Raw genomic sequence first — 13,803 nt, forward strand, 5'->3', positions numbered from 1 at the left:
CCAATCACGCCAGTCCCGCCCCCAATCACGCGAGTCCCGCCTTCGATCACGCGAGTCCCGGGCCCGATCCCGCGCACCGAGCCTCCGGGCACGCGAGCCGAGCCTCCCGGTACGCGTGTCGTCCACCCAGGTACGCGAGTTCGCCGTTCCGGTACACCGCACTCGCGTGATCGGAACCGGAACTCGCGTGATTGAGCACGGAACTCGCGTGACCAGAGGCGGAACTCGCGGGTTAGGTGAGGGCGGCTGTTACGTCGAGCTCGATCAGCTGGCCGGGGTAGCCCAGCTGGGCTACTCCCAGCAGGGTGCTTGCCGAGGTGAAGGCCTTTGCGATCGGGGAGGCGTTCAGGTGGGTCCAGACCGAGGACAGCAGCGTGCGGTCCTCCGTCACCACGTAGATCACCGTGCGGACCACGTCGGATGGTGACGCGCCGGCGAACTCGAGGGCCGCCGCCGTGTTGGCCACCACCTGGTCCACCTGGGCGAGGATGTCGCCGCTGACCAGGGAACCGTCCGGGGTCAGCGGGCACTGGCCCGCCAAGTACAGCGTGCGGGGTGCCGATGTCACCGTCACGTGGTGGTAGCCCGGCGGTGTGTGCAGGCCCGGCGGGTTCTGCCGTTCAATGGTCACACCCCATCTTCACCGGCCGGGCAAGCCAAAAACCGAGGAGGGCTCGTGCGCAGGACCATCGACTGGGCCGACGGCGCCATCGTCATCATCGACCAGACCGCGCTGCCCGGCGAGTTCCGGCTGCTCGAGCTGAGAACCGTCAGCGAACTCGTCGACGCCGTCAAGCGGCTCGCCGTCCGGGGCGCGCCCGCGCTCGGGGCCGCCGGGGCGCTCGGCGTCGCCCTGTCCGCCCACCAGAACGGTGACGTGCACCACGACGCCGACCGCATCGCCCACGCGCGCCCCACCGCCGTCAACCTCGCCTGGGGTGTCGAGCGCGCGCTGAAGGAACTGCCAAATGGCCCCCACGCCGTCCTCGCCGAAGCACTCGCCCTGCTCGACGAAGACGAGCGGCTCAACAAGGCCGCCTCCCGCCACGCCGCCGAGATCGTGCTCGCCGAGTGCCCGCGACGTCCCCTGCGGCTCCTCACCCACTGCAACGCCGGGCGCCTCGCCACCGTCGGCTGGGGCAGCGCCCTCGGCGTCGTCTGGCACCTGCACGCGCGCGGGCTCGTCGAAGAAGTCCTGGTCGACGAGACGCGCCCGCTGCTCCAAGGCGCCCGGCTGACGGCGTGGGAGCTCGCCCAGGAGAACGTCCCCTACCGCGTCCAGCCCGACTCGGCCGCCGCGGCCGCCATGGCCCGGGGGATGGTCGACTGCGTTCTCGTCGGCGCCGACCGGATCGCCGCGAACGGCGACGTCGCCAACAAGATCGGCACCTACGGCCTCGCCATCGCCGCGAAACACCACGGTGTGCCGTTCGTCGTGGTCGCCCCCTCGTCCACTGTGGACGGCAAGCTCGCGGACGGCACCGGCATCACCATCGAGGAACGCGACGCCGGCGAGCTCACCGGATCCACCCCGGCGGACGCGCCGGTCTTCAACCCCGCCTTCGACGTCACCCCGTTCGACCTGATCACGGCCGTGGTCACCGAGCACGGACCCCTCAGGGACGCGGGCCGATCTCCCGGCCGCCGTCGGTGACCGTGATCGCCATGGCCGGGCAGGAGTCCGCCACGTCCAGGACCGTCTCGTCGGCCTCCACCGACGGCGTCACCGGGTGGGCCACCGCCCCGTCGAGGCTGAACACCTCCGGCATCAGGGCCGCGCACATCCCCGATCCGATGCAGGTGTGTTCGTCGACCTTCACGTCCCAGCTCATCATCACCATCCGATCGGCATCGACCGCGGTCCGCGGACGAGCATCTGCGTCTTCCACACGATATCGCCGGCGAGGTGCAACCCCGGCATCTCGGTGACCAACGCGCGCAGCGCCTCCTGCAGCTCCAGCCGGGCCAGCGGCGCGCCCAGGCAGTGGTGGACGCCGTGGCCGAAGCCCAGGTGGTGGTTCTCCGGGCGGTCGAACCGAAGCGTCTCCGCGTCGCCGAACTGGAGGCCGTCGCGGTTGGCCGCGCCGATCGCCACCAGTACCGGTTCACCCGCCCGGACGAGCACGCCGCCGACCGGCACATCCTCCGTGGCGTAGCGCGCGAAGCCCGCGCCGGCGCCCAGCGGCACGAACCGCAGCAGTTCCTCGACCGCGGCCGGGATCAGGTCCGGGTCCGCGCACAGCCGCTCCCACTGCTCGTGCTGGTCCAGCAGCGCGTAGACGAAGTTCGGGATCTGGCTCGCGGTCGTCTCGTGCCCGGCGACGAGGATGCCGACGCACAGGTCGACCAGCTCCAGCTCGGTCAGCCGGTCGCGGACGTCGCGGGCCTCGATCAGCGCCGTCATCAGGTCGTCCTGCGGCGCCGAGCGGTGCTCGGCGATCAGGCCGCGCATGTAGTCGCGCAGGTCTTCCTGGTTGCGCTCGAACTCCTCGGGCGTCAGCCCGCTGGTGGACAGCGCCGCGTCGCTCCACACGCGGAACTTCGGCCGGTCGGCGACCGGGACGCCGAGCAGCTCGCAGATCACCGCGACCGGGATCGGCAACGCGTAGGCGTCGACCAGGTCGGCGGGCGGGCCGGCCGCCTTCATGCCGGCGATCAGCTCGGACGCCAGCGAAGCGACGCGCGGCCGGATCAGCTCGACGCGGCGCATGGTGAACGCCTTCGCGACCAGCGTCCGCAGCCGCGTGTGGTCGGGCGGGTCCATCTGCAGGATGCCGCCCTCGCGCACCGCCGGCGATCGGCGTGGCGCGTCCTTCTCCTTCTCCATCGCCCGCGAAAACCGGCGGTCGCCCAGCACCAGCCGGGCGTCGGCGTAGCGAGTGGCCAGCCACGCCGGCTCGCCGTAGGTCATCTTCACCCGGACCATGCCGTCGGCGTCCCGGGCGGCCGCGTACGCCTCGTTCAGGTCGAGCCCGGCCTCCTCGTTGAACGGGTAGGCGAGCGGTTCGGTGTGGGTGGCGGTCATGCGGGAACCCCCGTGCTCCAGGTTTGTAAGCAGCTGCTTACAACGCTACACAGTTTCTTCCCACCTGTCACGATCCGCCATTGCCCGGTCACCGAATCCTAGGTTACGGTGACCTAGGTGTGGATCGAAATCCTCCTGCTGTCGAAGCTGGCCGTCGAGCCGATGCACGGCTACGAACTGCGCAAGGCGGTGGAGGCATCGACCGGCCACACCTTGTCGAACAACTCGCTCTACCCGACCCTGCGGCGCTTCGTCGACGCGGGCGCGGTGAGCCGCAGCGCCGAGGAGCAGGAGGCCAAGCCGCCGCGGCACGTCTACACGATCACCGAGGTCGGACGGGAACTGCTGCACGACATGCTCGCGGACTTCCCGGCCGACCTGGCGCTCAACGAACCGGAGTTCCTGGCCCGCGTGGGGAACTTCGCCTGGCTGCGCCCGGGCGAACGAGCCCGGGTGCTCGAAATCCGCCGAACCGCACTGACCGCCGAACAGGCGCGGCTCACCGGACTCGCCGCCGGGCAGGCCGATCCGTGGAGCCGCGCCGCGCTGCACCACGTGCTCGGGAAGTTCGACGCCGAGCTCCGCTGGCTCGCCGCTCTCACCACCGATCCGAGGGAAGACGCATGACCACCACCGAAGAGACGCCCCGCCTCCCCTTCGCCCGCGCGGACGCGCTCGCCATCGCCCCGGATTACGCCGTCCTCCGCCGGCAGGCGCCGGTGAGCCGGGTGCTCACCCCGGCCGGCGACCCGGCCTGGCTGGTGACGTCCTACGAGGGGGCCAAGGAGGTCTTCCGCGACCGCCGCTTCGGCCGCTCGCACCCGGCGCCGGAGCAGGCGTCGCGGATCTCCTACGCCGCGGTGCAGGACGGCCCGAGCGGTGACTTCGAGAACGAGGAGCGCGAGCACAAGCGGATGCGCCGGATGCTGGCGCCCGCGTTCTCCGCGCCCCGGATGCGCGCCCTCGGCGACCACATCGCGGAGCTGACCGACCGCTGCCTCGACGACATGGAAGCCGCGCGCGAGGCCGGGCCGGTCGACCTGACCGACTTCCTCGCCTTTCCCCTGCCGGTGCTGGTGATCTGCGAACTGCTCGGCGTGCCGTACGCCGACCGCGCGCACTTCCGCGGCCTGTCCGAGCGGATCGCGCTGATGGACGGCGGCGCAGACGCCCAGGCGGCGATGGCGGAGTTCATGGCGTACATGACGGAACTCGCCGACGCCAAGCGCGCGGACCCGCAGCCCGACGTCATCTCCGACCTGGTCGCGTTCCAGGCCGAAGACCCGACCTTCACGAGCGAGGACCTCGCCCGGATGGGCGCCGGGCTGCTGTTCGCCGGCCACGAGACGACGTCGACGCGCATCGCGATGGGCACCCTGTTCCTGCTCGCCGACACCGCCCGCCGCGACCGCTTCGCCGCCGACCCCGAGGGCCAGGTCAACCAGACCGTCGAAGAAATCCTGCGGCTGACCGCGACCAGCGGCACCGGCCTGCTCCGCTACGCGCACGAGGACGTCGAGATCGCCGGGACGCGGATCATGCGCGGCGACGCCGTGCTCGTCTCCAGCGACGCGGCCAACCGGGACGCGTCGGTGTTCGCCGACCCCGACGGGTTCGACCCGGACCGCACGCCGAACGTGCACCTGGCCTTCGGCACCGGCGCCCACGTCTGCATCGGCGCCAACCTCGCCCGCACCGAGCTGCGGACGGTGTTCCCGAAGCTGTTCCGCCGCTTCCCCGGCCTGCGCCTGGCCGTCGGGATCGACGAGATCCCGGTGCGCACCAACCGCGTGGCCGGCGGTGTCGAGCGCGTCCCCGTGGAGTGGTGAGCCGATGAAGATCACCGTCGACGCGGGCAGCTGCGTCTCGTCCGGCCAGTGCGTCCTGCTCGCCCCGGAGACGTTCGACCAGAACGAGGACGACGGCACGGTCGTCCTGCTCACCGAAGAGCCGTCCGCGGCCGAGCAGGACGCGGTCCGGCAGGCCGAGCTGACCTGCCCGGCCGCCGCGATCCGCCTCTCCGGCGCCTGAGGGGCCGGAGCGCCCGCGTCCGGTTTGCCGGTTAGCCTGCTCCGATGACTGAGCAGCCTGGCCGCAAGCGGGACGCGGCCGCAACGCGGCTGGCGTTGCTCGACGCCGCCGAGAAGCTGTTCGCCGAGCGCGGGTTCGATCGGACGACCGTGCGGGACATCGCCAAGCTGGCGGGGGCGAACCAGTCGCTGCTGTTCCGCTACTTCGGCAGCAAGGAAGCGCTGTTCGAGGCGGTCATCGCCCGGTCGGGGCGGGAGCAGCTCGCCGCCACCCCGCCCGAGCGGCTCTTCAGCACGTCCCTGCGCAGCATGCTGGAGCCCGGACGGCAGAACCGGGCGCTGGAGACGTACCTGCGCTCGTCGGGCAGCGACGGCGTCGCGGCCGCCATCCGGCAGGAGGTCGGCCGCGAGTACGCCGAGGTGCTCGCCACGCTGACCGACGCCCCGGACGCCGAGCTGCGCGCCGACCTCGCGCTCGCCTGGCTGATGGGCATCGCGCTCGTCCGCGAGGTCACCGGGAAGGAACCCCTGGCCGGCGCCGATCCCGAGCACATCTGCCGGCTCGTCCTGACCGGCATCAAGACGCTGCTCGAACGCAGCGAATAGTCACGGGAGCGCGCGGCGCAGCAGTTCCGCCAGGTGCACCGGGGTCCGGCCCGACTCCTGGGCGATCTGCGTCCGGCAGCTGAAGCCGTCCGACACCACCACGGTCTCCGGGGACGCCGCGCGGATCGCCGGCAGCATCCGGTCCTCCGCCACCGCCTTCGAGACGTCGTAGTGGCCGCGCTCGAAGCCGAAGTTGCCGGCCAAGCCGCAGCACCCCGAGTCCAGCGTGGTGTTCCGGACGCCCGCCGCCGCCAGCGCCGACTCGTCGGCGCCGAAGCCGAGGACCGCGTGCTGGTGGCAGTGCACCTGGGTGATCGCGTCGACGTCGAGCGCCGCGAACGGGATCGGCGCCCGCTCCAGCAGCTCGGCGAACGTGAACGTTCGCGAAGCCAGCAATGAAGCACGCGCGTCGCCCGGCATCAGCGCGGGCAGGTCGCCGCGGAACAACGCCGTGCAGCTCGGCTCCAGGCCCGCCACCTCGTAGCCGTCTTCCAGGTACGGCGCCAGCACGGACAGCGTCCGGTCCAGGACGCGCCGGGCGACGCCGAGCTGGCCCGTCGACACCCAGGTCAGTCCACAACAGACTCCGCGGTCCGGCAGCACGACGTCGTACCCGGCCGCGGTGAGCACCTCGAAGGCGGCCTCGAGCACCGACGGCGTCAGGTAGTTGTTGAACGAGTCCGGCCACAGCACCACCTTGCGCTCCCCCGAGGCCCTCCGCCGGAGATCCGCGCGTGCCGAGGTGAAAGGGGAAGCCGCGAAGGAAGGCAGCGAACGTTCCGGTGCGATCCCGCCGAGCCGTTTCACCAAGCCCGCCAGGCGGGACCGCCCGACGGCGTTGGCCAGTCGCGGAGCGACAGCGCTGAGCCGCAGCCACAGCGGCAGCCAGCCCATCGAGTAGTGCGACGCCGGGCGCAGCCGCCGCCGGTAGTGCTGGTGCAGGAACTCGGCCTTGTACGTGGCCATGTCGACGTCGACCGGGCAGTCCGAGAGGCAGCCCTTGCAGGACAGGCACAAATCCAGCGCGTCGCGGACTTCGGCCGAGCGCCAGCCGTCGGTGATCACTTCGCCGTTGATCATCTCCGCGAGCAGGTGGGCCCGGCCGCGCGTCGAGTGCTGTTCCTCGCGGGTGGCCCGGTAACTCGGGCACATCACGCCGCCGCCGCTGGTGTTGCGGCACTTCCCCACGCCGACGCAGCGCCGCATCGCCTGCCCGAAGTTGCCGCGGTCCTCCGGGTAGCCGAGGAAGACACTGTCCTCGAAGGACTTCGAGGTGGACCGCACCCGCAAGTCGGCGTCGATCGGCCGCGGCGCGACCAGGATCCCGGGGTTCATCCGCCCGGCCGGGTCGAAGATCGCCTTGAACCGCGCGAAGACGTCCAGCATCTCCGGGCTGTACATACGGGACAGCAGCTCGGAGCGCGCCTGGCCGTCGCCGTGCTCGCCGGACAGCGAGCCGCCGTGCGCCGCGACGAGGTCCGCGGCCTCCTCCAGGAACCGCCGGAAGTCCGCGACCCCGCCCGAAGACAGCAGGTCGAAGTCCAGCCGCAGGTGCAGGCAGCCTTCGCCGTAGTGGCCGTAGACGACACTGCGGCGCCCGTGCGAGCGCATGAGCTCCTTGAACTCGCGCAGGTACGCGCCGAGCCGCTCGGGCGGGACAGCGGCGTCCTCCCAGCCCGGCCAGGCCTCCGAGCCGTCGGCGAGCCGGGTCGCGAGCCCGGCGCCTTCCTCGCGGATGCGCCAGAGCCCGCGTTGCGCGGCCGGGTCGTCGAGGATCGCGAACCCCGTCAGGTCCAGCGACGCGGCCAGGTCCCGGGCCCGCGCAGCCGGGTCGTCCCCGGCCAGCTCGACGAACAGCCACGCCCCGCCCGGCGGCAGGTCGCCGGCCCGGCCGGGGAGCATCGCGACGAGCTCGGCGTCCACGCCTTCGACGGTCAGCGGCGACCACGGCAGGATCGACGGCACCGCGTCGGCCGCCGCGATGTCGGAGGGGAAGCCCAGGACGGCGAGCACCTTGTGGTCCGGGAGCCGGGCGAGCGAAACCGTCGCCTCCAGGATGGTCACGCAGGTGCCTTCCGAGCCGACCAGCGCCTTGGCGACGTCGAAGCCGTTCTCCGGCAGCAGGTGTTCGAGCCCGTAGCCGGACACGCGACGCGGCCACGTCGAGAGTTCCTTGCGCAGCAAGGCCAGGTTGTCCCGCACCAGCGCGCGCAGCTCGTCGAAGATCCGGCCTTCGGTGGGCTCGTCCGGACCGACCCGCAGCCGTGTGCCGTCGTAGAGCAGGACCTCCAGCGAGCGGACGACGTCGACCGTGCGCCCCCACGCCACCGAGTGCGAGCCGCACGCGTTGTTGCCGATCATCCCGCCGAGCGTGCACCGGCTGTGCGTCGAGGGGTCCGGGCCGAACCGCAGGCCGTGCGGGGCCGCGACCGCCTGCAGGTCGTCGAGCACCGTGCCGGGCAGCACCCGCGCGAGCCGGGCGTCCGGATCCAGCGAGAGCACCCCACCGAGGTGGCGCGAGGTGTCGATCACCAGGCCCGGCCCGCAGGCGTTCCCGGCGACGCTCGTGCCACCGCCGCGGGCGATCACCGGCAGGTCGCGATCGCGCGCCGCAGCGACCGCGGCGACGACGTCGTCGACGGTCCTCGGCAGCACCACGCCGCGGGGCACGTGGCGGTAGTTGGACGCGTCGGTCGTGTACAGCGCGAGCGTGGCGGCGTCGGTGAGGATCTCCACACCCCCATTCAAGTCGACCGGAGCCCCTCGTACCTCTCCAGCCGGGTATGTCCGGAACCACACCCGGTGTGCCATCGTGATCGAGTGACGGCAAAGGAGCACGTTGCCGAGTACAGCGCGGTGCTGGGCGAGCTGCTGCGCGAGCGCGAGAAGCTGCTCGGCACGCTCGACCGGGTCGCCGCGCTGCACGGGACCGCGCGCCTGATCCGGGAGACGGTCGGCGCGAAGGCCGGGTTCGTCGCCGAGCTCGACCGGCCCGAGCTGGCCGTGATCCGCTGGATGTCCGGCACCCGGACGAATGCGCTGCAGGACCTCGAAGTGCCCGTCGGCCAGGGCATCGGCGGGCGGGTGCTGGCGCTGGGCCGTCCGGTGAAGGTCACCGACTACGTCAGCTCGCCGGCGATCACCCACCAGTTCGACGCCCAGGTCCGCGGCGAGGGCCTGGCCGCGATGCTCGCCGTCCCGATCGTCGCGCGCGGCGAGACCGTCGCCATCGCCTACGCGGCCATGCGCGAGCCGGCCGACTTCGGCGACGACGCCGTCCGGCGGATGGAAGAGGTCGCGCGCGAGGCCGGGACGGCGTTGCACCTGGCGAAGGTCGCCGAAACCGACCGCACGGCCGCGGTGGCCGGCGAGCGCCTGCGCATGCAGAGCGCGCTGCACGACTCCGTCGGCGCGCTGCTGTTCTCCATCGGCGTCCAGGTGCGAGACCTGCACGAGGACCTCCACGGAAACCCCGGCCTGGAGGCACGGCTGCGGCGGCTGGAAGGCGACGTCTCGGCGGCCGCGGGCGCGTTGCGGGAGTCGCTGCTGGCGTTGTCGGAATGCAGCCCGGAGCGGGCGCTGCCGGTGGAGCTGGCCGAGCACTGCCGCTCGTTCCAGGCACGCTGCGGCGTCCCGGCGCGGTTCGTGCAGCTCGCGGCCGTGCCGCCGCTGGACGCCGAACGCACCGCGCTGCTGGTGGCCGCGGTCCGCGAGGGCCTGCTCAACGTCGAGAAGCACGCCCGGGCGTCCTCGGTGATCGTCAGCCTGCTGCCCAGCGACGACGGCGTCCAGGTGGTCGTCGCGGACGACGGCACGGGCACCGACACGGTTCCCGGCACCGGCATGGGCCTGCGGACGCTCACCGGGCGCGCCGCGCGGCTCGGCGGCCGGGTCAGCCTGGTCCGCGACGACGACGACGGCTGCACCCTGCGCGCGTGGGTGCCGCTGGTGCGGCCGTGACCCCCGCCAGCGTCTTCGTCGTCGACGACCACCCGGTCGTCCGCGACGGCGTGACGCTGCTGCTGCGCTCGGACCCGTGCCTGACCGTCGTCGGCTCGGCGGAGTCGGGACGGCTGGCGATCGAGCGGGTGGCGGCACTGGCCCCGGACCTGATCCTGCTCGACCTGCGGCTGCCGGACATGCTCGCGCCGGAGGTCGTCACCGAGCTGCGCCGGGTGCACCCCGAGGGCAAGATCGTCGTCTTCACCGCGCACGGTGACCACCAGGGCGTGCTGGCGGCCCTGGAGTCGGGTGCGCACGGCTGCCTGCTCAAGGACGCCGCCGGGGCGCAGCTGGTGACCGAACTGCGCCGGGTCCTGCGCGGCGAGCGCGTCGTCGACCCGCGGATCCTCCCCGACGCCGGGCAGCGGTCGGACGCGCTCGCCCGCAGCGGCCTGACCCGCCGCGAGTACGAGGTCCTGCGGCTGGCCGCGCAGGGCCAGACGAACCCGGAGATCGCGGAGTCGACCGGGCTGGCCCGCAACACCGTGAAGACGTACCTGCAGTCGGCGCTGCACAAGCTGGGCGCGCGCAATCGCGTCGAGGCCATCGGGAAGGCCAGCGAAGCCGGGTTGCTGTGAGATCCTCGGCCGGGTGACGATCGACCTGCACGCGCACAGCACGGCCTCCGACGGGACGACGCCGCCCGCTTCGCTGCCGCAGCTGGCCGCCGAAGCCGGGCTGACGGTGCTCGCCCTCACCGACCACGACACCTTCGCGGGCCTGGCCGCGGCTTCCGCGGCCGCCTCCGGGGTCGAGCTCGTCCCCGGCGTCGAGATCTCCTGCCGACTCGACGACGCGGAAGTGCACCTGCTCGGCCTCTTCGTCGATCCGGGGCACGAGCCACTGGCCGCCGAGCTGGAGCTGATCCGCACCGACCGCGTCCGCCGCGGAGTGCGGATGGTGGAGCGCTGCCGGGAACTCGGGGCACCGATCACGCTGGCGCAGGTGGCGGCGATCGCCGCGGGCGCGCCGCTGGGCCGGCCGCACATCGCCGCGGCACTGGCCGCGGTGGGCATCACCGACGCCTTCACGCCCGACTGGATCGCCGACGGCGGCCGGGCCGACGTCCCGAAGCACGTCCTGTCCACTGTGGACGCGATCGCGCTGGTCCGCGCGGCCGGTGGCGTGGCGGTGCTGGCCCACCCGCGCTCGGTCAAGCGGCGCGCTTCGGTCTCGGACACGCAGCTGGCCGCCCTCGCCGAGGCCGGGCTCACCGGGGTCGAAGCCGACCACCCGGAGCAGCCCCCCGAGGTCCGGGACCGGCTCCGGGAAGTGGCCGCCGACCTGGGGTTGCTCGCGACCGGCTCGAGCGACTTCCACGGTGACCGCAAGCCGGTCCGCCTCGGCGAGCACACCACTTCGCCCGTGGTCTTCGCGGCTCTCCGGGAGTCTGCCGTGTCCGTTTCGTAGCCCCTTACCTCTCCACGTGGGGGTATCGGATCACTCCCGCCGAACGCAGGATGACCGCCACCGACCGTGACTCACGTCACACGAGTGGAGGAGGCCCCTTGCGTCCCGGAGTGAGTTCGTGCTGACCGTGCGTGGCCTGCGGGTGCGGTACGGCCGGTCGACGGCCGCCCTGCACGGGATCGATCTCGACGTCTCCGCCGACGGCGTGCTGGCCGTGCTGGGCAGCAACGGAGCCGGGAAGTCCACTTTGCTCCGGGCCGTTTCCGGCACCCTCCGGATGCACCGGGGCGCGATCGACGACGGCGAGATCCGCTACGACGGCCACGCGCTCGGCAAGCTCGACCCCGCCCGGATCGTGGGGCTCGGCGTCGTCGGCGTGCCCGAGGGACGGCAGGTGTTCGCGCGGATGACCGTCGAGGAAAACCTGCGGGCCGGCGGCATCGGCGCCCGCACCGCCGCGGACCGGACCGCCGCCCGCAAACGGGTCGGCGAGCTGTTCCCGGTGCTCACCGAACGCGCCAAGCAGCGCGCGGGCCTGCTGTCCGGCGGCGAGCAGCAGATGCTGGCCATCGGCCGGGCGCTGATGTCCGCGCCGAAGCTGCTGCTGCTCGACGAGCCGTCGCTGGGCCTCGCACCGAAGATCGTCGAGCAGATCGGGCAGACCATCCGGGAGATCCACGACCAGGGCACCGCCGTGGTGCTGGTCGAGCAGAACGCCGTGATGGCGCTGAACGTCGCCGACCACGCCGTGGTCCTCGAAGTGGGCCGGGTGGCGCTGGCCGGGACGGCGGCCGAGCTCGCCGCCAGCCAGGACGTCCAGCGGCTCTACCTCGGCGGGCACGCCGAGTCGCAGGAAACCGCCGACGCCGAAGCCGAGCAGGCGCGCCGGCGCCTGGCCGGCCGGACGCTGTCGAGGTGGGCCGGATGACGCCGCCGGAGTTGCGGGTCGAGAACGTCTCGCTGCGGTTCGGCGGGATCCGGGCCCTCGACGAAGTGAGCTTCACCGTCGCCCCCGGTTCGCTGCACGCGCTGATCGGGCCGAACGGCGCCGGGAAGTCCAGCTGCTTCAACGTGATCAGCGGCCTCTACCGCGCCAACACCGGCCGGGTCCGGCTCGGGGACACCGACCTCACCGGGCTCGCCCCGCACAAGCTCGCCGGCCTCGGCGTCGGGCGGTCGTTCCAGAACGCCGCGCTGTCCCCCGGCTCGACCGTGCTGGACAACGTCATGCTGGGCCGGCACGCGCTCACCCGCGGCGGGTTCCTCGAAGTCGGGCTGCGGCTGCCGTGGACGGTCCGCGCCGAACGGCGGCACGCCGAACGCGCCCGGGAGATCTGCGCGTTCCTCGGGCTCGGCGCGGTCGTCGACGCCCCGGCCGGCGCGCTGCCCTACGGCGTCGTCAAGCGCGTCGACCTCGCCCGCGCGCTCGCCGTCGAACCGGTGCTGCTCCTGCTCGACGAGCCGGCGGCCGGGATGAACGCGGCCGAGACCGCCGAGCTGGCCGGCACCATCAGCGGGATCCGCGCCGAGCTCGGCATCTCGATCCTGCTCGTCGAACACGACATGGGCCTGGTGATGGGCATCGCCGACCGCGTCACGGTGCTCGACTTCGGCAGGCGCATCGCCGACGGCACCCCGGCGCAGGTGCAGTCCGACCCGGACGTCATCAAGGCCTACCTGGGCACGGAGGCAGTGTGAACACATTTCTGCAGCTCGTGGTGAACGGCCTCGGCAAGGGCGCCGTGTTCGCGTTGCTGGCGCTGGGCTTCGTGATCATCTTCAAGGCCACCGAGGTGGTCAACTTCGCGCACGGCTCGCTCGTGCTCTTCGGCGGTTACCTCGTCGTGGTGTCGAAGGACGCGCTGGGCTGGGCCGGCGCGTCGCTCGTCGGCATCGTCTCGGCCGGGCTGCTCGGCCTGCTGGTGGAACGGCTGCTGCTGTCGCGCTCCCGGCACGCCGACGCGAACAGCCTGGCCCTGCTCACCATCGGCGTCGACGTCATCGTCACCGAGGAGATCGTGCGCCGCCTCGGCGTCACGCTCCCCTTCCTCGGCGACGCCTGGGACGCGAAGCCGTTCCGGCTCGGCGGGATCACGCTGTTCCGCACGCACCTGGTCGCGCTCGGGGTCGCCGCGGTGCTGATCACGGCGTTCTGGCTGGCCTTCAAGTACTCGAACTGGGGCGTGGCGATGCGTGCCCAGGCGGAGAACCGCGAGGCCGCCGCGCTGATGGGCATCCGCAGCTCGCGCGTCACGGCGACCGCGTGGCTGGTCGCCGGGCTGCTGGCCGGGGTGGCCGTGCTGTTCATCGCGACGCAGGACTTCTCCGGCGCCGGGCTTTCGCGCGGGACGCACTCGATCGCGCTGGCCGCCTTCCCCGCCGCGATCCTCGGCGGCCTCGACTCGACGGCGGGCGCGGTCGTCGGCGGCCTGGTCGTCGGGATCGTCGAAGCGCTGTCGGCGCAGTACGTCTCGTTCGACTTCTCCAAGAGCGCGGTGTTCCTGGTGATGCTGGTGGTCCTGGTGGTGCGGCCTTCGGGGCTGTTCGGCACGAGGGAGCGAACACGTGTCTGACCAAGCCGTGTCCGAAGTGGACAGCCCGTCCGAAGCGGCCGCGCCGCCGCGCCCGCGTCGCAGCCCGGCGCGGCTGGTCCGCCAGGCCGCGTGGCTCGCGCTGCTCGTCGTCCTGCTCGCCCTGCCGCTGTACCTCGACGCGGCCTGGCTCAAGGCC

The 13,803-nt window shown here is 72.6% G+C and carries 15 protein-coding genes; 11 read left to right on the forward strand and 4 right to left on the reverse strand.

From position 1 onward, the window contains the following. Nucleotides 1-232: 232 nt before the first annotated feature. Nucleotides 233-631, reverse strand: a complete 399-nt coding sequence (locus CCN39_RS14385) for a RidA family protein (protein WP_086842230.1) — start codon at nt 629-631, stop codon at nt 233-235. A gap of 45 nt (nt 632-676) precedes the next feature. Between CCN39_RS14385 and mtnA the strand changes: the two genes are divergently transcribed. Further along, the gene (gene mtnA, locus CCN39_RS14390) at nt 677-1,654 is read left to right on the forward strand and encodes an S-methyl-5-thioribose-1-phosphate isomerase (RefSeq protein WP_086842231.1); all 978 of its coding nucleotides are present in this window, start codon (nt 677-679) and stop codon (nt 1,652-1,654) included. On the opposite strand, the gene CCN39_RS14395 is transcribed toward mtnA, so the two are convergent. Together CCN39_RS14395 and CCN39_RS14400 are read right to left on the reverse strand one after the other, a co-directional pair. Next, nucleotides 1,617-1,832 carry a ferredoxin gene (locus CCN39_RS14395; RefSeq protein ID WP_208630229.1) on the reverse strand — a complete coding sequence of 72 codons (216 nt, stop codon included), beginning with the start codon at nt 1,830-1,832 and terminating at the stop codon, nt 1,617-1,619. The genes mtnA and CCN39_RS14395 overlap by 38 nt on opposite strands. 2 nt (nt 1,833-1,834) lie before the next feature. Then, nucleotides 1,835-3,025: a cytochrome P450 gene (locus CCN39_RS14400; RefSeq protein WP_086842235.1), complete on the reverse strand. Its 1,191-nt coding sequence runs from the start codon at nt 3,023-3,025 to the stop codon at nt 1,835-1,837. Nucleotides 3,026-3,142: 117 nt separating this feature from the next. Here CCN39_RS14400 and CCN39_RS14405 point away from each other — a divergent pair, with 117 nt between their 5' ends. Genes CCN39_RS14405 through CCN39_RS14420 form a run of 4 tightly spaced genes read left to right on the forward strand, consistent with a single transcriptional unit; the run spans nt 3,143 to nt 5,661 of the window. After that, nucleotides 3,143-3,652 carry a PadR family transcriptional regulator gene (locus CCN39_RS14405; RefSeq protein ID WP_086842237.1) on the forward strand — a complete coding sequence of 170 codons (510 nt, stop codon included), beginning with the start codon at nt 3,143-3,145 and terminating at the stop codon, nt 3,650-3,652. After that, on the forward strand, nt 3,649-4,854 hold the full coding sequence (locus CCN39_RS14410; protein WP_086842238.1) for a cytochrome P450: 1,206 nt from the start codon (nt 3,649-3,651) through the stop codon (nt 4,852-4,854). The genes CCN39_RS14405 and CCN39_RS14410 overlap by 4 nt, the downstream gene beginning before the upstream one ends. Nucleotides 4,855-4,858: 4 nt before the next feature. Then, a complete protein-coding gene (locus CCN39_RS14415) occupies nt 4,859-5,056 on the forward strand; it encodes a ferredoxin (protein ID WP_086842241.1) in 198 nt (65 codons plus the stop codon). A 44-nt stretch (nt 5,057-5,100) separates the two neighbouring features. Then, nucleotides 5,101-5,661 carry a TetR/AcrR family transcriptional regulator gene (locus CCN39_RS14420; RefSeq protein WP_086842243.1) on the forward strand — a complete coding sequence of 187 codons (561 nt, stop codon included), beginning with the start codon at nt 5,101-5,103 and terminating at the stop codon, nt 5,659-5,661. Here the strand turns inward: CCN39_RS14420 and CCN39_RS14425 are convergent, their stop codons facing one another. Then, nucleotides 5,662-8,397 (reverse strand): FAD-binding and (Fe-S)-binding domain-containing protein, encoded by a 2,736-nt coding sequence (locus CCN39_RS14425; RefSeq protein ID WP_086842245.1) that lies wholly within the window; start codon nt 8,395-8,397, stop codon nt 5,662-5,664. Nucleotides 8,398-8,481: 84 nt separating this feature from the next. Between CCN39_RS14425 and CCN39_RS14430 the strand changes: the two genes are divergently transcribed. From CCN39_RS14430 to CCN39_RS14455, 6 genes are all read left to right on the forward strand, one after another. Next, nucleotides 8,482-9,621, forward strand: coding sequence for a GAF domain-containing sensor histidine kinase (locus tag CCN39_RS14430; protein WP_086842247.1), 1,140 nt, complete (start codon nt 8,482-8,484; stop codon nt 9,619-9,621). Continuing rightward, on the forward strand, nt 9,618-10,241 hold the full coding sequence (locus CCN39_RS14435) for a response regulator (RefSeq protein ID WP_086842256.1): 624 nt from the start codon (nt 9,618-9,620) through the stop codon (nt 10,239-10,241). The genes CCN39_RS14430 and CCN39_RS14435 overlap by 4 nt, the downstream gene beginning before the upstream one ends. Nucleotides 10,242-10,254: 13 nt before the next feature. Beyond that, the gene (locus tag CCN39_RS14440) at nt 10,255-11,073 is read left to right on the forward strand and encodes a PHP domain-containing protein (RefSeq protein ID WP_086842248.1); all 819 of its coding nucleotides are present in this window, start codon (nt 10,255-10,257) and stop codon (nt 11,071-11,073) included. A 118-nt stretch (nt 11,074-11,191) separates the two neighbouring features. Beyond that, nucleotides 11,192-12,001 carry an ABC transporter ATP-binding protein gene (locus tag CCN39_RS14445; RefSeq protein ID WP_086842250.1) on the forward strand — a complete coding sequence of 270 codons (810 nt, stop codon included), beginning with the start codon at nt 11,192-11,194 and terminating at the stop codon, nt 11,999-12,001. Then, nucleotides 11,998-12,771 carry an ABC transporter ATP-binding protein gene (locus CCN39_RS14450; RefSeq protein ID WP_208630231.1) on the forward strand — a complete coding sequence of 258 codons (774 nt, stop codon included), beginning with the start codon at nt 11,998-12,000 and terminating at the stop codon, nt 12,769-12,771. The genes CCN39_RS14445 and CCN39_RS14450 overlap by 4 nt, the downstream gene beginning before the upstream one ends. Continuing rightward, nucleotides 12,768-13,646: a branched-chain amino acid ABC transporter permease gene (locus tag CCN39_RS14455; RefSeq protein ID WP_086842254.1), complete on the forward strand. Its 879-nt coding sequence runs from the start codon at nt 12,768-12,770 to the stop codon at nt 13,644-13,646. The genes CCN39_RS14450 and CCN39_RS14455 overlap by 4 nt, the downstream gene beginning before the upstream one ends. Nucleotides 13,647-13,803 lie beyond the last annotated feature (157 nt).

Origin of the sequence: Amycolatopsis kentuckyensis (genome assembly GCF_002155975.1) — a bacterium.
GTDB lineage: Bacteria > Actinomycetota > Actinomycetes > Mycobacteriales > Pseudonocardiaceae > Amycolatopsis > Amycolatopsis kentuckyensis.